The following is an 18437-nucleotide window of genomic DNA, read 5'->3' as shown; positions in this document are numbered from 1 at the left end:
TTCGCGTCCGGCGTTCTTCACTTCTGCGCCAGATTCCCAGAAAAACAGTGCAGGCCATAGCCGAATCTGGTTTACTCCTTGCAACCTTGGGTCACTATCTTGTGGAGAAATAGTATGAAAAAGCGCAACTCCATCTCAGCAGCACTGGCAGCGGCGCTGGTTATTTCTTCTTCAGCTGCCAACGCAGACTCCAACCTTGGCGCCTTTGCCGTTGGTGCGGCTGTCGGTGCAATTGTAAACCATCAGGTGAACAAAAACCGCCAGCAAAAGCAGACCCGCACCGTCACACGCAGTTCCAGCCTGAACAGCTATCAACGCCAGCAAAACCGCGAAGTGCAATCCGCGCTCAACAGCTTTGGCTTTGATGCAGGCGCGGTTGATGGCCAACTGGGACGCCGCTCGCGGGCTGCGATTTCAAATTATCAGGCGTACATGGGCTACCAGCCCACCGGCTATCTTGAGGATTACCAACGCGGCAACCTTGTCTCAGCCAACCAGCGGCTGCAGGCAGGCGGTGGCGCGGCCTATCCGGAAGTCGTGGCAAACGAAGGGACGCGCGGTCTGCTCAAGGCATTCCAAGACCCGAATTACGCGAACCGCTATCGCCAGAACAACGCGGGTGTGCAATCCGCTGGCTTTGAGGGGCAGAACAACAACGCAAACAACGGCGGCTTTAACAGCGTTCCGGTGGCGACCCAACCGGCGCAACCGCCAGCAAGTTTTGCGCCGCTTGACCTGTCACTTGGGCAAGCGCCCACCTCCATGGCGAGCCATTGTGATCTCGTGACAGGCATATCCGAAGCGAACCAAGGGCGCGTGCTGCCAAACAACGTCACCGACCCCGAACAAGCGCTGGGCGAACAATTCTGCGAGGCCCGCACCTACGCGATCACCCAAAGCCAGTCGTTACTTTCCGCAGCACGCCAAACCGAAGACCAGCTTGCTGCCTCCTGTACTCAAATTGCGGATGCAATGGCACCTGCAACCAACCAGATCGGCACGCAGGACGTAAAGCTGGTAGCAACGTCAGCGCAACAGATTGCAAACGGCCTGTTCAACAACGACACGACAACGGCTACGGCATACGGTCAGATTTGCATGGGCCTTGGCTATCGGCAGGACGACGCGAAAATGGCCCTAGGCGGTGCAACCGTGCTTCTGTCTACAGGCCAAATGCCCTACGCCGAAGTCATGGGGCACCACTTGCGCTGGGGCTTTGGCACAACACGCACACCGGGCGCCGCCAACGGCTGGTACCAAACCGCACTTGATGCGATGCAGCAGGGTGCCGCACCGGTATTCGTGCCGAGCAAGTCCGCAGAGCGCAACGCCATCATCCAGGCATCGCTGTCTGGTCCAGCGGCGCCACAACAGGCAGCAAGCGGTGGCGGAATTTCCCTTCCCGCTTTGAACCTGGGAAATAACTGACGTCAGAACGGCGGCACCACATCACATGAAAAAGGCCCGCCAGTCTGAACTGGCGGGCCGTTTTTTTGGGTAACTGGCGTTACGTCTTTTTCAGTGAATCCCGGATTTCCAGAAGGACTTCCAACTCGGTTGGGCCGGCTGGAGCCGCTTCTTCCTCTTCAACCTTGGGTGTCGCTTCTTCTTTGATGCGGTTTACCATCCGGACCAGCAGAAACACCACAAAGGCGATGATGAGAAAATTAATGACGGCCATCACGAATTTGCCAATGGCAAAGACCGGCGCACCCGCTTCGGTGGCCGCATCGACAGAGGCGTATTCGTTGCCGTCCAGCGCATAGAACCAACCGGAAAAATCAATTCCGCCGGTAAAGAGTGCAATGAATGGGTTGACCAGATCGGCCACAAGCGATGCGACAATCGCGGTAAATGCGGCACCGATTATGATCCCGACCGCCATGTCCATAACATTGCCCTTGGCAATGAAGTTCTTAAATTCGTTCAGCATGGTTCCCTCGCCTAGATGATTTTCCCCGGTCCTGTCGCCGGTTGTGCGCCTGTTAACACACCAATGCGCAAAGACGGCCCTGTTTTTAGGGGGAAAATTGCATATGTGTGACGCATAACGCGTAAGGAGAAGCCCGTGTCGTATGTGACATCCCACCCCATCAACAGCAAATGGCCTGCCGAAGACCCGTCAGTCTTGCAGCTTTACAGTTTTCCAACCCCCAATGGGGTCAAAGTATCGATTGCCCTAGAGGAAATGGGCATTCCTTACGAACCGCATCGGGTCACCCTTGCGGATGCCGATGTCAAAAGCCCCGAATTCCTGTCATTGAATCCAAACAATAAAATTCCCGCCATCATCGACCCAAACGGCCCCGACGGACAGGCGCTGGAACTGTTTGAGAGCGGTGCAATTCTGATTTATCTGGCCGAAAAATCGGACAAGCTGATCGGATCAACCGCGGCGGAAAAGGCGCGCATCATCCAGTGGGTCATGTTTCAGATGGGCGGGATGGGGCCGATGTTCGGCCAACTTGGATTCTTCTACAAGTTTGCGGGGTCGGAGTACGAAGACAAACGCCCGCAGGAACGCTACATCAACGAAGCAAAGCGTCTGTTGTCCGTTCTGGATGGTGCGCTTGAAGGCAAGGAATGGATCGCAGGTGACTTTTCCATTGCCGATATCGCCATCGCACCATGGGTGACGGCGCTTGATTTCTATGGCGCAAAAGACGCGGTGGGGTATGCTGACTTCAAGAATGTCGCCGCCTACGAGCAGCGCTTTCTCGCCCGGCCCGCAGTTCAAAAGGGCCGAAACATTCCCCCGCGCGAAGGTTGATTATCCGGGCAGCTTGCCGGTCAAGACATAGCGCAAAATTTCGACAACCTGCCGCGGCTCTTCGGCGACTGCCAGTGCCGCGGCATCTACTTCTTTCAGCGCATGGGCATGGTCAGGCCCGTGCAAAATGATTACCGACTTGCCCAAGGCCGAAGCATAGCCTGCATCGAATGCGGCGTTCCACTGCTTGTACTTTTCGCCGAACCGGACCACGACAACGTCTGCATCGGCGATACCCTTGCGTGTGCGAATAGCATTGACCATCGCGCCCTTGTGGTCGTGCCAGTACTTGTTGTCTTCGGCCCCAAGGATCGCAACACCGCAGTCGTCGCTTGCCGCGTGATCGGTCACGGGGCTGTCAAACGTCACATCAAGACCGGCGGCGCCTTCGATGATCTGTTCGCGCCAGTCTGTGTGGATTTCTCCGGAAAGATAAATTTTCAATGCCATAACGGTCCCCTTGCAGTTCTTTGCGGAAAACATAGGCCTCGGGTCGCAGTTGTCCCGCGACCGCCGCGTTTATCCACGTAACACGCCGCCGGTGGCCTTTGTGACCTTTTCGACAACTTTGGCGCTCACCGCCTCGATGTCTTTTTCCTTCAGCGTCTGTTCGACCGGCTGCATGCGCACGGTCAGCGCAAGTGATTTCTTGCCCTCACCTACTGCACCGCCGATGAATTCGTCAAAAATACGAACGTCCTCGATCAGCGCCTTATCCGCGCCCATGGCCGCGTTGATCAGGGCCAGAGCCTCGACATCTTCATCCACCACAAAGGCAAAATCACGTTCGACCGCCTGCAGGTCACTGATCCGCAACGCAGCCCGGGTTGTTCCTGCTTTACGCGGCTGGGGCACTTCTGCAGGCCAGATGGTGAACCCCATTGCAGGGCCTTTGACGTCCATTTCCTTGAGAATCTTGGGGTGTATCTCGCCAAATACGCCAAGCACCTTTTTCGGACCCAGACAGATTTTTCCGTGGCGCCCTGGGTGCCACCAATCTGCGGCGCCGCGCATGATCTGAACCTTCGCAGGCGCGCCAATCGCTGCCAGCACAGCCTCTGCATCGGCCTTCACGTCATAGACATCGACAGGGCGCATTTCGCCGTGCACGTCCTTAGGGCCGGTCCGCCCAATCAACAGCCCCGATATCAGCAGATGCTGCTCCCCGGGCTCACCGCCGTGAAAGGCAGGGCCCACCTCGAAAAGGGCCATGTCTGCAAAGCCCCGCGCCTGATTGCGCGCCGCCGCCTGCAACAGGCCCGGCAACAACGCAGGGCGCATGTGGCTCATGTCGCTGCTAATCGGGTTTTCAAGCTTGGTCGCATCGTCTCCGCCACCAAACAGCGCGGCTGACTTGGAATCAATAAAGCTGTAGGTGACGCATTCATTGTAGCCAAGCGCTGCCGCCGTACGCCGCGCAATCGCCTCTCGCCGTTGCAGCGGCAACAACACAGGACGCGACACACCTTCGGTAATGCGCGGCAGCGGAATCCCTTTCAACTGCGTCAGCGAGGCCACGCGCGCCACCTCTTCGACCAAGTCCGCTTCACCCTGTACATCAGGCCGCCAACTCGGCACATGGGCCATATTCCCCTCGAGGATGAAACCCAAGGACGTCAGCGTCTGGCGCTGCTCGCTTTCGGGGATATCCATACCCACCAACGACTGCACCCGCGCGGCGTCCAACTTGTATGCCCTGCTGGTATCAGGGATTTGTCCCGCCACAATCACCTCAGAGGCTTCGCCTCCGGCATGATCAAGGATCATTCGCGTCGCATGTTCGATGCCATACGGCGTCCACGCCGGATCAATGCCGCGTTCAAATCGATAGCGCGCATCCGAATTGATCTTGAGCGCACGCCCGGTATAGGCGGTACGGATCGGGTCGAAATAGGCCGCTTCGATGAAGACATTCGTGGTCTCGTCTGTGCACCCAGACGCCGCCCCGCCCATGACGCCGCCAATGCTTTCCACACCATTGGCGTCAGAAATCAAGGTCATACCTTCTTCAAAGGTGTATTCCTTTTCATCCAGAGCCAGCATCGTCTCGCCACCCTTGGCACGGTGTACCCGCAGGGTGTCGCCATGGATTTTGTCCACGTCGAAAACGTGCAGCGGGCGATTGCGATCGTAGGTAAAGAAGTTGGTAACATCGACGAGAAACGAGATCGGCCGCAATCCGATCGCACGCAGCGCATCCTGAAGCCACGCCGGGCTTGGGCCGTTCTTGACGCCACGAATGACCCGGCCAAAGAACACAGGGCACTGATCCAGCGTGTCCGCTTCGATTGTTACGCTGATTGGGCACGGGAAAGTCCCTTCGACCGCGTCCGTATCGCGCTTTTTCAACTTGCCCAAACCCCGGGCCGCAAGATCACGAGCAATGCCGCGCACCCCAAGCGCATCGGGGCGGTTTGGCGTAATTGCGATTTCGATGACCGGATCAACCTTCGCCGGGTCATTCTGCGCCAGCCAGTCCACAAAAGACTGACCCACTTCACCGGACGGCAGCTCGATAATCCCGTCATGTTCGTCTGACAGCTCCATCTCACGCTCTGATGCCATCATGCCAAAGCTTTCGATACCGCGGATTTTGCCAACTCCGATGGTGGTGTCGATGCCGGGAACGTACACACCCGGTTTCGCCACCACGACGGTGATGCCTTCGCGCGCGTTCGGCGCCCCGCAGATGATCTGCTTTACACCTTCGTCGGTTTCGACCTGACAGACCCGCAGCCGGTCCGCATCGGGATGTTTTTCGGCCGATTTCACATAGCCGATGGTAAAATCACGCAGCTTTGCGCCCCGGTCCTCAACGCCCTCCACTTCCAGGCCAAGATCGGTCAGCGCATACAGGATTTCATCCAGCGATGCAGTGGTCTCAAGGTGGTCTTTCAACCAGGAGAGAGTGAATTTCATGGGGGTGCCCCGGGCTTTGGTTTGAACTTGCGCCCTGATAGACCAAAGCTTGGCCGGGGAAAAGTCAAAGCTCGCCCTTACGGGTAGCTGAACGGCAATCCAAGCAACTCATCCAGTTGCCGTGCGATCCAGCCGTGCGGGATGAAGTGTCCACCCGGATGCAGGTCAAGCCGCACTTCACCTGTCTCGCAATCCCACGCGGTGCGCTCAAAGGTTAGCCAGTCGCGCGCCTGCCACGGCCCTTCATCAACGCCTGCACCGCAACGCAGCTTGTCGCGCCAAAGCTTGACCGCATACGCGGTTTCCCCGTCCGGGCCGTAGGGGAACTCGAGGACAGGGTCGGCCAGCCCATAGACCTGCCGCACCTGACCAGGTGCGGTGGTACAGCTTTCGGTCTGGGACAACGTGCCTGATATGGCCAGCAAGGCTGCCACATCCGCCCCATCTTCGCAGACGAAACGCCACGCCATGTTGCTGCCCCATGAATACCCCGAAACATAGACACGCGTATCGTCCACGGGGTAGGCCGATTTTATCTCTTCAAGCACACTGCGGGCAAACGACACATCGGACGTGCCCGCGCGCCAAAAGTCCCACGTCCGGCGCGCGCCGTTCGGCGCCACCAGCAACACACCGCGTTTGCGCGTCGCCGAGGCAATGCGCTGATGGCGGACAATCAGCGACCCCTGCCGCTGCCAACCGTGAAAGTGGAAAAGGACAGGCAATGGCGTCTCTCCATCCCATCCATCAGGGACAAGTACGTGATAACTGCGCGCGTCAATCTGGCAGGGCACATCAAATCCGCACGCTGCCTGCGCCGGGCCCACCGCTGCTGCGGGTACCGCCAGAAAGAACAGAAAGAACAACAGGATCAGGCGTCGCATTGCCGCACACTGCAGCACGCCGTGCACCCTGTCACTTCACGTATGCGCGACGGTGTCTGCACGCAGGTTGACCAGCCAGTTTCGCAATTCCGAGAGGCGGGCAGCCGACTGCAGATCCGTCTGCCGAACGCCAAGACGCGCCACCGCCGCTGCGTCGTGGTCCGCCACTTCAATATCTGCTGCCACTGCCTCGCTGACGCGTTGCCAAGCGCGCGCGCGGCCCGCAATAAAGGGCAGCGTATATTCCGGATGGTACTGAACGCCCCAAAAGCGCACGCCGCCGCTATCCACGGCGAAAGCCTGTACCGGGCTGTGGTCGTTCTCTGCCAGCAACACAGCACCCTGAGGCAAACGCGCGACCTCGTCGCGATGCACGCACGGTACAGCAAAGCCGTCTTCACGTCCGGCCATAAAAGCATGTGTCCGGCCCGCGACCGTCAGCCGGATATCCCGTGCCAACCCGTCTTCCCGCCCGTTCGGAGAGGCGCGGTTGCTGCCCCCCAGAACCGTTGCGGCAAGCTGCATCCCGTTACAGGACCCGACCGTTGGCAGTCCGGCGGCAAAGCAGGCCTCCATGACACGCGCCAGCGGTGCCGCCTTGGCATCGTCAGTGCTCCAATCGACCCCCGACCCGGTAAAGGCAGCCCCGTCATAGGCCAACAGATCAGGGACGGTGTCGCCTTGGTAGGGCTCGATAATATCGCACTCTACATCGGGCACGCAGTCCCGCAGAGCCTGCGCGTACCCCTCGCCAGTCGAATACCCGACGGCCGCACGGTTTCGCGCGTTAATGTCGGCTGTCTCACTGTCGACGACCAGAACGCGCATCGAGGTCAGCGGCTCAGACCCGCATGCAGCGTCGGTTGGTCAAGACTTGCAAAGCCGTAATGACGCAACCAGCGCAGATCTGAATCGAAAAAGGCCCGCAAGTCTGGAATGCCGTATTTCAGCATCGCGATCCGGTCGATCCCCATGCCAAAGGCAAAGCCCTGCCATTCATCGGGATCAATCCCACCCGCTTTCAGCACTTTCGGGTGCACCATGCCGGATCCCAGAACTTCCAGCCAGTCGTCGCCCTCGCCGATCCGCAACTGCCCGTCGACCCAGCTGCACTGAATGTCAACTTCAGCGGACGGCTCGGTAAAGGGGAAGTGCGAGGCGCGGAAGCGTGTCTTGATGCCGTCTACCTCGAAGAACGCGGCAAAGAATTCTTCAAGCACCCATTTCAGATTTGCCATCGAGATGTCCTTGTCGATGGCAAGGCCCTCGACCTGATGGAACATCGGCGTATGGGTCTGGTCATAATCCGCGCGGTATACTCCGCCGGGGCAGATAATGCGCAAGGGCGCGCCCTGCGCCTCCATGGTCCGGATCTGGACCGGGCTGGTGTGGGTGCGCAGCACATGCGGCGGACGGTCGTCGCCTTCGGCACGGTGCATGTAGAACGTATCCATTTCGGCACGGGCCGGGTGGTGACCGGGAATGTTCAGCGCGTCGAAATTGTACCAGTCGGTATCGATGCGTGGCCCTTCGGCCACGGAAAACCCCATCTCGGCAAAGATCGCGGTGACTTCCTCGGTTACCTGACTGACCGGATGGATCGTGCCGGAGCGGCGTCTGCGGCCCGGCAAGCTCACATCAAGCCATTCGTCGCGCAACCGCGCATCAAGCGCGGCATCGGCAAGGGCTGCCTTTTTCGCGCCCAGTGCCGAATTGATCTCGTCCTTCAGCGCGTTGAGTGCAGGCCCCGCGACCTGACGTTCTTCGGGCGTCATCTTGCCCAGTTCGCGCATTTTCAGCGCCACCTCGCCCTTCTTGCCAACGGCAGCAAGCCGGATGGCTTCGAGCGTATCCTCATCACGCGCATCGGCAATCTGGGAAAGGTATTTCTGCTTCAGCTCGTCCATAGTCGCACGTCCCTTTGTCTTGCAGACGTCCTAGCAGACCTGCGCGCGATGACAAGGCGGCAGGCGGTCAGAAGCCGGATTCAGCAGGCAACAAAAGCGGGGCCGGCGGCTATTGCTGGCGCTTGGCGCCGACCATAAAGCTATGCGCGTGGCGCGCAGGTGTGTTTTCGGACCCGTCCAAGGCTTTGGCATGACCAGGATAAGTGTCAAAATCCGCAGGGATCACCATGCCGCGCGGCGCTTCGGACGTGAAAAAATAGCCGACGGTTTCCGTGTCACGCTGAAACCAGTTTGGATCATCAAACACACCGGAAAAGACCCCAACACAATCCGGAAATCGATCTGGCCGCAGAAACAGCGAGGTGCCGCAGCGCGCGCAAAAGTGAATGTGCACAGGGTGGCCACTGCCTTGAGAAAGATGGGTGTAAGTCTGCGTTTGGCCCTCTGTCAGTTTGAACTGAGCGACCCGAAACATGCTCTCGACGTTATAGTCAGACCCTGTGATCCGCTGGCAGAACGTGCACGCGCACACCGCAACGTAGTAAGGCTCGGCGCTCACACAAAACCGGACCGCGCCGCATAGGCATCCGCCACTGGCATTTTCGTCATTCTCGGCCATGAAACCGCAATAGCACAGCCCCGTCTTTGTGTCTGCATGCACGGCTTGATGGGTATAATGCAAGGCACTGCGCGCGGTTTGCACAACACCAAGATACAAACGCAAAAGCCGCCCCCTTGGGGGCGGCTTTCGGAAATCTCAAGCGATCCGGCTTATGCCAGCGCGTCTTGTGCCTGTTTGACAATGGCACCGAATGCTTCGGGCTCGTTCACGGCGAGATCTGCGAGAACCTTGCGGTCAACTTCAACACCAGCCAGGTTCAGGCCGTTGATGAAGCGGCTGTATGTCAGTGCTTCGTCATGGCTGCGTACTGCAGCGTTGATCCGCTGGATCCACAGCGCGCGGAAATTGCGCTTGCGGTTCTTACGGTCACGTGTGGCGTATTGGTTGGCCTTGTCGACCGCCTGACGCGCGACCTTGAAGGTGTTTTTGCGACGGCCATAATAGCCTTTGGCGGCCTTGATGACCTTCTTGTGGCGGGCGTGGGTGACTGTTCCACCTTTAACACGGCTCATAGTAGTATCCTCTCAGGCTTGGATTAGCGGTCGTAGGGCATAAAGCCCTTGATGATCTTTGCATCGGGCTCGGACAGAACCGTTGTGCCGCGTGCGTCGCGGATAAACTTCTTTGTCCGCTTGATCATGCCGTGGCGTTTCCCCGCCTGGCCGCCGATGACCTTGCCTGTGGCAGTCACCTTAAAGCGCTTTTTAGCGCTCGATTTGGTCTTCATCTTAGGCATTTCCGTCTCCTCTTTTCAGATCGGTCTTTGGCGCGACTCGGCATGCCATACTGGCCGGCCGCGCGAATGAAGCCGCTCTCTAGGGGAAAGCTGTGCCCATGGCAAGCAAAAAGCCAGGCAAACGACCATGCGTGCCACATCAACGATCGGCCGTGCGGCGCCTGTTCCGTGCACCCGGGGCGCTGCCCCGGACCCCGGAGTTTGTCAGGCAAGATGAAAGAGCTTTAGTATCGCCTCGTGGCAACGCAGGACATGAAAGGCAGCAGGACAGTGAAAGACAAGATGCATGGCGGCGACCTTTACCAATACAACGATCCTGCGCTGGTGCAGGAACAAATGATGCTGGCTGATCGCATCTTTGACTACAACCACACGCGCCCCTCTGATCTTGAAAAGCGACAGGCGCTGCTGAGAGACATCTTTGCCGAGGTTGGCGAAGGCTGCTTTGTTGAAATTCCGTTTCAGGCAAATTGGGGTTGCCACACCCATCTTGGAAACCGGGTTTACGCCAACTTCAATCTGACGCTTGTTGACGACACGCATATATACATCGGGGACGACACGATGTTTGGCCCGAACGTCACTCTGGCCACAGCAGGGCATCCGCTGGACCCGGCGCTGCGCCGCGCGGCGTACCAACAAAATGCGCCCATCCACATCGGCTCCAATGTTTGGATCGGCGCGCACTGCGTGGTCCTGCCCGGTGTCACCATCGGCGACAATTCAGTCATCGGGGCAGGCAGTATCGTTTCCCGCGATATCCCGGCAGATGTCCTGGCGCTGGGCACACCCTGTACCGTCGTGCGCGCCCTGAGCGATCACCGGTAACGCCGGATGCTCAGGTATATTCCGACAGGCTGAGGGTGCCGTGCGGCTGAAACAGCTCAAGGAAGGCAGGGTCAAAATCGCAATACTCTATACTGTCTTCCACATCGCGGAACGTGACCACGCGGTTCTTGTCGTAGGTCAGGATATTTTCACGGCGCAGCGTCGAAAACGCCTTGCTTATGGTGACATTGGTCAGGCCCAGCAACTGCCCGAGCACCTCTTGCCGTAACGGCAGCGTGAAGGACGTGTCGGAGGCCTGCCCAACAGCCATCAGTCGGCACCACAGTTCCAGCAGCAGGTGCAACACACGTTGCTGGGCCGGCAGCGCCATATTGTTGATGAGATGTTCGCTGGCGATGTGAAAGGAGCGGGCCGAATTCCAGTCGAGCGCATTGCCGATGTTATCTGACATCTGCGCAATCGCCTGAAGGTCATTGAAATCAACGATGGATACTTCGGCTTCGGTAGTGGCCACGATGTCGAAAAGCGCTTTGCGGCGGAAACCCAGATGCATGGCAAAGACGTCACCGGGAAGAAAGACATTTGTGGCATAGCGCGCGCCGTCAACGCCTTCGCGCCGCCGGATCAACCAGCCGTCGCGCACAAAATAGCAATCTGATACCCGTTCGCCCTCGCGCTGCAGGTATTCGCCCGGTTTCAGCTGGCGCACATCGGTCTGCACGCGCTCTACCAACGACTGCTCTTCGGCATTCAGCCGGCCTGTCGCAGCAAGGCTAAGGCTGACTGCGCTTGTTTCTTTGCTGTCAATCGTAACAGACATGATCTTTTAAACCTCGTTAATGAGTGTCACAGATTAAACAAGGCAGTCGGATCAAAGGTTCCAAAAATTCGTAGTGCCGCCCCCTGACATTCAAGGGACGGCACTGATCTCAAAAAGATTTTTGCGGCCAGATCACTCCGGATCTGTATTGAAAATCAATCTCTCATCACAAGGTGCCACGCGCAGAATGTTCGTGGACCCCGGAACGTTGAACGGCACGCCCGCCGTGACCACGATCTTGTCCTGCTTGTCCGCGTAGCCCTGACGCGTCGCCGCGCGGGCTGAATTTACGACGGCCTGCTTGAACCGTTCAAGCTCATCGACGATGACGCAGTTGCATCCCCAACTCAGGGTCAGGCGGCGCGCCGTGCGCTCGCGAGACGTCATCACGATGATCGGAACGCGCGGACGCTCACGCGCCGTCAGCGCGGCTGTCGTACCGCTCTGGCTGAAACAGCAAATAGCCTTGATCTCGGTGGTCTCGGCGATCTCGCGCGCGGCAGAGACGATCCCGTCCGCGATCGAAGAGCCCTTGGCCTCCCGCGAGGATTCGATGATCTGGCGGTAGGTCGGGTCCTGCTCTACCTCGGTGGCCACATTGTCCATGGTGGTGACGGCCTCGACCGGATAAGCGCCCGCCGCAGATTCAGCCGACAACATGACCGCGTCCGCTCCCTCGTAGATCGCGGTAGCCACGTCAGAGACCTCGGCACGGGTCGGCATCGGGCTCTCGATCATGCTTTCCATCATCTGGGTCGCCACGATCACGGGCTTGGCCGCGGCACGGCACTTGCGCACCAGACGCTTTTGAATCGGCGGCACGTTCTGAACCGGAAGCTCGACCCCGAGATCGCCACGCGCGACCATGATGCCGTCACTGTGCTCGAGAATGTCATCAAAATTATTCACCGCGGCTGGCTTTTCGATCTTTGACAAGATGGCAGCACGGCCATTGGCCAGATCAGAAGCCTCCAGCACGTCCTCGGCGCGCTGCACAAAGGAAAGCGCCAGCCAGTCGACACCCAATTCGCAGACAAACTCCAGATCCTTGCGGTCTTTCTCAGACAGCGCTGCCAGCGGCAGCACGACATCGGGCACGTTCACACCCTTGCGGTTGGAAATCACCCCACCCGCAATCACTGTGCAATTCGCGTGGTTTTCGCTGCAGTCCACGACTTTCAGGCGGATCTTGCCGTCGTTCACCAAAAGCGCTGCACCTGGCTCCAGCGCTTCAAAGATTTCCGGATGGGGCAGTTGCACACGGGTCGCGTCGCCGGGCGCGTCATCAAGGTCCATGCGGAAAGCAGCACCTTCTTCAAGCATCTCGCCATCGTCATTGGCGAAGACGCCGACGCGCAGCTTGGGGCCTTGCAGGTCGGCCAAAATACAGATGCTGCCGCCGGTGTCTTTTTCGATCTGGCGGATGATCGCATGCCGTTCGGCGATCTCGGCGTGGCTACCGTGGCTCATATTCAGCCGAAACACGTCTGCGCCGGCCTCGTGCAACTTGCGGATCATCTCGTAGTCGCTTGATGCCGGCCCCAGCGTTGCCACGATTTTCACGTTACGATTGCGTCTCATATTTGACCTGTCCCCTTTTGTCGGTCGTGCTGCACACAGGGCCTGTTGCCCGAGCACAGTTATCGCTAACGGATTTGGCGTTCTTATGGATCAATCCCGACGTCCGTGCAACCGCCCGCACTGTCGCACCGCCCTCCCGCGACCTCCGCGCCACAATAAACACCGGTTGACACGCGGCGCGCGGATTACAATCTCTTGGGTAAGCTTTGACAAGGAAACGCCCATGCCCACACAGACAGAAATCGAACTTCAGGCCGCCGCTTTTCGCCGTTTGCAAAAGCACCTGATGGAAGACCGCACCGATGTCCAGAACATCGACATGATGAATCTCACAGGCTTTTGCCGGAATTGCCTGAGCCGCTGGTACCAAGAGGCCGCCAACGAGCGCGGGATAGAGATGGACAAGATGGAAGCGCGCGAACTGTTCTACGGCATGACAATGGATGAGTGGAAAGCCAATTATCAGACCGAGGCAACAGGCGATCAGCAAAAAGCCTTTGAAAAGAGCTTTGCCGAAAACGTCGGCAAGGAATGACGGTCTACGGCGCCGTTATTCCGCTGGAGTAACGGGCGTATCCGTCTTGGACTCGGGCGCTTCTTTCGCTGCGCGTTGCTTTTTGATCGCATCAGCCGACTCGCGGAACGGTTTGAAAACGGATTCGGTCAGCGTGTTGTAAGGCTGCGGTATCGGCTTGCCGGTCCCGTCGGACACCCCGTAAACGATCTCTTCCATCTCATCCGGGATATACAGCGTGCCGAACATCCAGTCCCAGATTGCGAACATCGACCCGTAGTTCTTGTCGTGGTGCTTGATCGCCACCGAATGGTGTATCTGATGCTGCGCGGGCGAGATAAAGATATGCTCCATCACGCGGCCATAGCTCAGCCAGATGTGGCTGTGGCGCAGGTTTGCGCCCAAAGCATTGAACAGAACATACATCGCATTCGCCCCGCCAATGGTCACCAGATCAATGCGACCGATCATGGCAAAAAGCAGCACGCCCTGAATAATTCCGACCAGAACAGTGATGAATATGTTGCGTATGATCGGCTCGACAGGGTGCACACGTTGCACGGTCAGCGGTGTCAGAACATCAGCCGAATGATGCACGGCGTGAAACGGCCACAGCACCTTCCACTCATGATGCATCCGGTGTGCCCAGTATTTGCAAAAGTCCGACGCCATCACGATGATGACTGTCGCCGCAAGGCTGCGCTGCCAGGTGATCGGCGGCTGCTCGAAACCCTCTGGCCGGGTGCCGGACAGCCATTCAAGCAGCGTGTAGGATACTGTTGTGGGAAAGAATACCGCACTCAGCAGGCCAAAAAACGCCATGGCCCGCATCATGAAGAAAATCTTGATGTCGAGAAGGTTTGACCGGTGCGTGTAGACCTTGGCAGGCACCAGAAACCGGATAAAGTTTTCAGGCTTGCCACGGTAAAGCCAGACCAGATAGGCCATCAGAATGGTACAGCCGATGTAGATGACGGCGAACCGCTCGTTCATATTAAAGAATATGCCCCAGATATACTGGAAATACGCGATGATCGTATCCATGGCCGCCACTGTTCCGTAACCCAATCTGGTGCCGGGGTATCATCGCAATCTGTCAACAATGGGGCCGTAACGGGGTGAAAAGGGGCAAGCTACGCACCAATCAGCGGTCAACCTGCGTGCACGATCATGACCCGCCAAAGCGCGGCCAGCGCGGGTTTGTCCTGCCCTTCGATCTCCATCGTGACATCCAGCAAGAGCGATGTGGCCTGCGTGCCGCGCGGCGCGGCCTCCTGCAAAACAAAACGGGCGCGCACCCGCGCACCGCTCGGCACCGGGGCGAGGAACCGCAGTCGATCAAACCCGTAATTGATCGAAGCTGTCTGCCCGTCGATCTCCGGCAGCACGTCATAAGACATCTTGGACAGCAGCGACAGGCTGAGAAATCCGTGTGCCACCGGCCCGTCAAATCCTGCAGCGCGCCCGGCTTGCGCGTCAAGGTGGATGTCCTGCCAGTCCTCGGTAACATCGGCAAACCCGGCAATCCGCTGCGGGCTGATCTCCACCCAGTCCGACTGGCCCAGAACGTTCCCGACAGCACTTTGTAGTTCTTCCAGCGTCATTGCCCTGTACCCCGCTCCCCTGCGAGCGCAACACTTGCGCATGCCCGCCGGATTTTCCAGCCTAACTGGCCAGCGTACGCACCGGTTACGTTTTCTTAGGCAATTTTCCTGCCCCGCGTCAGAACATGGGGCAGGCGCAACGCGTCTTGGCTCAGACCGCGGTTTTGAGGCTTTCCTCAAGGTAGATTTCGCGCAGACGTGGCGCGACACGCCCCGGCATACCTTCACCCAGAACAGCCTCGTCAATCTGCACCACCGGCATCACGAATGTAGAGGCAGAGGTAATAAAGGCCTCGTCGGCCTGTTTTGCCTCATCGATTGTGAAATTGCGCTCCTCGACCTCCATCTGGGCTTCCTTGGCAAACCGCAGCACCGCCGCGCGAGTGATTCCATGCAGGATGTCGTTGCTCAACGCGCGGGTGATGATCTTGTTACCCTTCACGATGTAGGCGTTGTTGCTGGTGCCTTCGGTGACGAAACCGTCTTCGATCATCCATGCGTCGTCCGCTCCGGCCTTTTTTGCCATCATCTTACCCATGGACGGATAAAGCAGCTGCACCGTCTTGATATCGCGGCGTCCCCAACGGATGTCGTCAATGCTGATGACCTTCATGCCTTTTTTCGCAGCCGGGCTGTCGGCAAGACCGGGCTTGTTCTGGGTGAACAGAACGATCGTGGGCGGCGTGGTTTCGGGGTCGGGAAACACAAAATCACGGTCGTCCGGCGCACCGCGCGTGATCTGAAGGTACACCATACCTTCCTCAATCCCGTTGGCACGCACCAGTTCGCGGTGCACTTCCAGCAAATCCTGCTTGCCAATGGGGCTCGCCATGTCGAGTGCGTCCAGCGAACGCTGCAGCCGCACCGCATGCCCGTCAAAATCGATGAGCTTGCCACCCAGAACGGACGTCACCTCGTAAACGCCGTCTGCCATCAGGAACCCACGGTCAAAGATCGAGACTGTGGCCTCGTTTTCCGGCAGGTAGTCACCGTTTACATAGACTGTGCGCATCACGTTCTCCTTTGTTGCGGGCATCTGTCCCCGCGGGGACAGCGCCATGTTGCGTGACATCTACTGCGCCCGACCCAGCCTGCGCAAGATGGCGCGAAGCCCCTGCGGCATCGCACCCCGCCACCCGGCACTGCGCAACTACCCCCACAGGGCCGCGTCGGGCGGGTGCACACCGCGTTCGTCAAATACCAATGGCACGTCACGATCTTCAGCCAGCAATAACGGTCCATCAAGATCCGTGACCGCAGCCCCCTGTGCAACCAGCGTCGCCGGCGCCATCGCAAGGCTGGAGCCGACCATGCAACCCACCATAACCTTGTAGCCTTCAGCCAGCGCCGCCTCCCGCAGCGCCAACGCTTCCGTCAGCCCGCCTGTCTTGTCCAGCTTGATGTTGACCACATCGTATTTGCCCCTGAGCGCTGGCAGACTGGCGCGGTCGTGGCAGCTTTCATCGGCACAGACGGGCACAGGGCGGTCCATGCCGAGCAACGCATCGTCCTCCCCCGCCGGCAAGGGCTGCTCGACAAGATCAACGCCAAGGCGCAGCAGATGCGGCGCAAGATCGGCATAGACCTCGGCGCGCCACCCCTCGTTGGCGTCCACAATGATCCGTGCCTTGGGCGCACCACGACGGACGGCCTCCAGCCGCGGCATGTCATCCGGCGTTCCCAACTTGATCTTCAACAAAGGCCGCGCCGCGTGCACCCGCGCCTGCGCCTCCATCTCCTCGGGCGACGCCAATGACAGGGTATAGGCCGTAAGCTCGGGGCCCGGGCGCGGCAAACCCGCCAGCGTCCAAGCGCGGGCGCCTGCCCGCTTGGCCTCCAGATCCCACAACGCACAATCCACCGCATTGCGTGCGGCACCGGCGGGCAAGAAATCATAAAGCATCGCGCGGTCGAACACCGCGGGCAGACCGGCGATCTCTTCCGCCACACTCTCCAAGGTCTCGCCATACCGGGCGTAGGGCACACATTCCCCCCGGCCCGCATGCGCGCCATCGCGCAGATGGACCGTCAGAACCTTCGCTTCTGTCCGCGATCCCCTGCTGATCGTAAACACCTGCGCCAACCGGAAAACATCGCGGGTCACCTCTAGCTGCATGATCGCTCTTTCACTTTGCCAAATAAACTCTCGCCGAAGGCACGGATCGCCGCAAAGCGGCCCTACATCGCCAAAAGCCCGTCGACAAGCTTGCCGGCCCCGAAACGGAAAGGATCGGTTGCAGGCAACCCCATCCGATCCTCGATTTCCTTGAGACAGGCCTGCGCCGCCGCCTCGTCAAGCGCCTTGGTGTTGACCGAAACACCCACCACCTGACAGGCCGGATTCGCCACACGCGCAATGGGCAAGGCGGTATCGCGCAGGGTCTCAAGGCTTGGCAGTTTGTAATGGGGCAATCCGCGCATATGTGTCCGCGTCGGCTCATGGCACAGGACAAGCGCATCGGGCTGTCCGCCATGAATAAGCGCCATAGTCACACCGGAGTAGGACACGTGAAAGAGACTGCCCTGCCCCTCGATGTGATCCCAGTGATCGTCGTCGTTGTCGGGTGTCAGATATTCCACCGCACCGGCCATGAAATCCGCAATCACCGCGTCAAGCGGCACGCCCTTGCCGGTGATCAGAATGCCCGTCTGCCCGGTGGCGCGAAAATCCGATTTGAGACCGCGCTTCACCATTTCAGCATCCATCGACATGGCCGTATACATCTTGCCACAAGAACAATCCGTGCCGATGGCAAGCACACGCTTGCCCGACCGCTTCTTGCCGTTGGCAATCGGGTAGGCCACCGTCGGCACCCGCACGTCATGCAGGGTGCCGCCATGCACCTTCGAGGCCGCCTGCAGCGCATCTTCGTTGCGCAACAGGTTGTGCAGTCCGGCAGCCAGATCATATCCCAACTGCAAGGCCTTGACCAAAACTGTCCGCCATTCCTCCGAGATAACGCCGCCACGGTTTGCAACCCCGATCACAAGCGTCTTGGCACCGGCGGCAAGCCCCTCTTCCAGCGACATATCCGTCAGACCCATGTCCGCGCCACATCCAGGCAGGCGAAACTGCCCTACCGCATTCTCCGGACGCCAGTCCTTGATGCCCTGAGCCACCTTGGCAGCAAGCTGGTCGGGCGCATCGCCGAGGAACAAAAGGTAAGGTGTCTGGATCATCGTGCTCACTCCGTCTGTTTCATCGCAGTCTTACCAGATTTTTGCGCAACAACATCCGGAATGCCCCGCCCAAGCACCAAATCTTGCAAGATTATTCTAAGACTTGGAATA

Annotated in this window: 20 protein-coding genes; 4 read left to right on the top strand and 16 right to left on the bottom strand. The window is 58.9% G+C overall.

What is annotated here, in order from left to right:
- Positions 1-114: 114 nt before the first annotated feature.
- Entirely contained in the window at positions 115-1428 is a 1314-nt protein-coding gene (locus AC2D8V_RS01850; RefSeq protein WP_484731810.1) for a peptidoglycan-binding domain-containing protein, read from the top strand.
- Between the two features lie 79 nt (positions 1429-1507).
- Here AC2D8V_RS01850 and mscL read toward each other — a convergent pair whose 3' ends face one another.
- The gene (gene mscL / locus AC2D8V_RS01845; protein ID WP_484731809.1) at positions 1508-1933 is read right to left on the bottom strand and encodes a large conductance mechanosensitive channel protein MscL; all 426 of its coding nucleotides are present in this window, start codon (positions 1931-1933) and stop codon (positions 1508-1510) included.
- Positions 1934-2068: 135 nt separating this feature from the next.
- Here mscL and AC2D8V_RS01840 point away from each other — a divergent pair, with 135 nt between their 5' ends.
- The gene (locus AC2D8V_RS01840) at positions 2069-2770 is read left to right on the top strand and encodes a glutathione S-transferase family protein (protein WP_484731808.1); all 702 of its coding nucleotides are present in this window, start codon (positions 2069-2071) and stop codon (positions 2768-2770) included.
- Here the strand turns inward: AC2D8V_RS01840 and AC2D8V_RS01835 are convergent, their stop codons facing one another.
- From AC2D8V_RS01835 to rpmI, 8 genes are all read right to left on the bottom strand, one after another.
- Positions 2771-3220, bottom strand: a complete 450-nt coding sequence (locus tag AC2D8V_RS01835) for a YtoQ family protein (RefSeq protein ID WP_484731807.1) — start codon at positions 3218-3220, stop codon at positions 2771-2773.
- A gap of 69 nt (positions 3221-3289) precedes the next feature.
- Positions 3290-5689, bottom strand: coding sequence for a phenylalanine--tRNA ligase subunit beta (gene pheT / locus AC2D8V_RS01830; RefSeq protein ID WP_484731806.1), 2400 nt, complete (start codon positions 5687-5689; stop codon positions 3290-3292).
- Between the two features lie 77 nt (positions 5690-5766).
- Positions 5767-6573, bottom strand: coding sequence for a CE1 family esterase (locus tag AC2D8V_RS01825; protein ID WP_484731805.1), 807 nt, complete (start codon positions 6571-6573; stop codon positions 5767-5769).
- A 36-nt stretch (positions 6574-6609) separates the two neighbouring features.
- Positions 6610-7401, bottom strand: a complete 792-nt coding sequence (locus AC2D8V_RS01820; protein ID WP_484731804.1) for a type 1 glutamine amidotransferase — start codon at positions 7399-7401, stop codon at positions 6610-6612.
- Between the two features lie 5 nt (positions 7402-7406).
- Positions 7407-8480, bottom strand: coding sequence for a phenylalanine--tRNA ligase subunit alpha (gene pheS / locus AC2D8V_RS01815; RefSeq protein WP_484731803.1), 1074 nt, complete (start codon positions 8478-8480; stop codon positions 7407-7409).
- 109 nt (positions 8481-8589) lie between these two features.
- Positions 8590-9204 carry a GFA family protein gene (locus AC2D8V_RS01810; RefSeq protein ID WP_484731802.1) on the bottom strand — a complete coding sequence of 205 codons (615 nt, stop codon included), beginning with the start codon at positions 9202-9204 and terminating at the stop codon, positions 8590-8592.
- A 47-nt stretch (positions 9205-9251) separates the two neighbouring features.
- On the bottom strand, positions 9252-9614 hold the full coding sequence (gene rplT / locus AC2D8V_RS01805) for a 50S ribosomal protein L20 (protein WP_484731801.1): 363 nt from the start codon (positions 9612-9614) through the stop codon (positions 9252-9254).
- 23 nt (positions 9615-9637) lie between these two features.
- On the bottom strand, positions 9638-9838 hold the full coding sequence (rpmI, locus tag AC2D8V_RS01800) for a 50S ribosomal protein L35 (protein ID WP_011567296.1): 201 nt from the start codon (positions 9836-9838) through the stop codon (positions 9638-9640).
- Between the two features lie 237 nt (positions 9839-10075).
- On the opposite strand from rpmI, the gene AC2D8V_RS01795 reads away from it, so the two are divergent.
- A complete protein-coding gene (locus AC2D8V_RS01795; RefSeq protein ID WP_484731800.1) occupies positions 10076-10666 on the top strand; it encodes a sugar O-acetyltransferase in 591 nt (196 codons plus the stop codon).
- Between the two features lie 10 nt (positions 10667-10676).
- Here AC2D8V_RS01795 and AC2D8V_RS01790 read toward each other — a convergent pair whose 3' ends face one another.
- Positions 10677-11447: a Crp/Fnr family transcriptional regulator gene (locus AC2D8V_RS01790; protein WP_484731799.1), complete on the bottom strand. Its 771-nt coding sequence runs from the start codon at positions 11445-11447 to the stop codon at positions 10677-10679.
- A gap of 132 nt (positions 11448-11579) precedes the next feature.
- A complete protein-coding gene (gene pyk / locus AC2D8V_RS01785; protein ID WP_484731798.1) occupies positions 11580-13028 on the bottom strand; it encodes a pyruvate kinase in 1449 nt (482 codons plus the stop codon).
- Between the two features lie 223 nt (positions 13029-13251).
- Here pyk and AC2D8V_RS01780 point away from each other — a divergent pair, with 223 nt between their 5' ends.
- Complete coding sequence (locus tag AC2D8V_RS01780; protein WP_484731797.1) at positions 13252-13563, top strand: DUF1244 domain-containing protein; 312 nt, start codon at positions 13252-13254, stop codon at positions 13561-13563.
- A gap of 15 nt (positions 13564-13578) precedes the next feature.
- Here the strand turns inward: AC2D8V_RS01780 and AC2D8V_RS01775 are convergent, their stop codons facing one another.
- The 5 genes from AC2D8V_RS01775 to dgcN all read right to left on the bottom strand — a co-directional run bounded on the left by AC2D8V_RS01775 (position 13579) and on the right by dgcN (position 18326).
- A complete protein-coding gene (locus AC2D8V_RS01775) occupies positions 13579-14586 on the bottom strand; it encodes a sterol desaturase family protein (protein WP_484731796.1) in 1008 nt (335 codons plus the stop codon).
- Between the two features lie 107 nt (positions 14587-14693).
- A complete protein-coding gene (locus AC2D8V_RS01770) occupies positions 14694-15146 on the bottom strand; it encodes a MaoC family dehydratase (protein ID WP_484731795.1) in 453 nt (150 codons plus the stop codon).
- 151 nt (positions 15147-15297) lie between these two features.
- Positions 15298-16158, bottom strand: coding sequence for a D-amino-acid transaminase (locus AC2D8V_RS01765; RefSeq protein ID WP_484731794.1), 861 nt, complete (start codon positions 16156-16158; stop codon positions 15298-15300).
- A 138-nt stretch (positions 16159-16296) separates the two neighbouring features.
- A complete protein-coding gene (dgcA, locus tag AC2D8V_RS01760; RefSeq protein WP_484731793.1) occupies positions 16297-17262 on the bottom strand; it encodes an N-acetyl-D-Glu racemase DgcA in 966 nt (321 codons plus the stop codon).
- A gap of 62 nt (positions 17263-17324) precedes the next feature.
- Positions 17325-18326: an N-acetyltransferase DgcN gene (dgcN, locus tag AC2D8V_RS01755; RefSeq protein ID WP_484731792.1), complete on the bottom strand. Its 1002-nt coding sequence runs from the start codon at positions 18324-18326 to the stop codon at positions 17325-17327.
- Between the last annotated feature and the right edge of the window lie 111 nt (positions 18327-18437).

This window comes from Roseobacter sp. YIN89, from assembly GCF_057219365.1.
The sequence above is the reverse complement of the archived record's forward strand: the minus strand, read 5'-3'. Positions and strand labels throughout refer to the sequence as shown.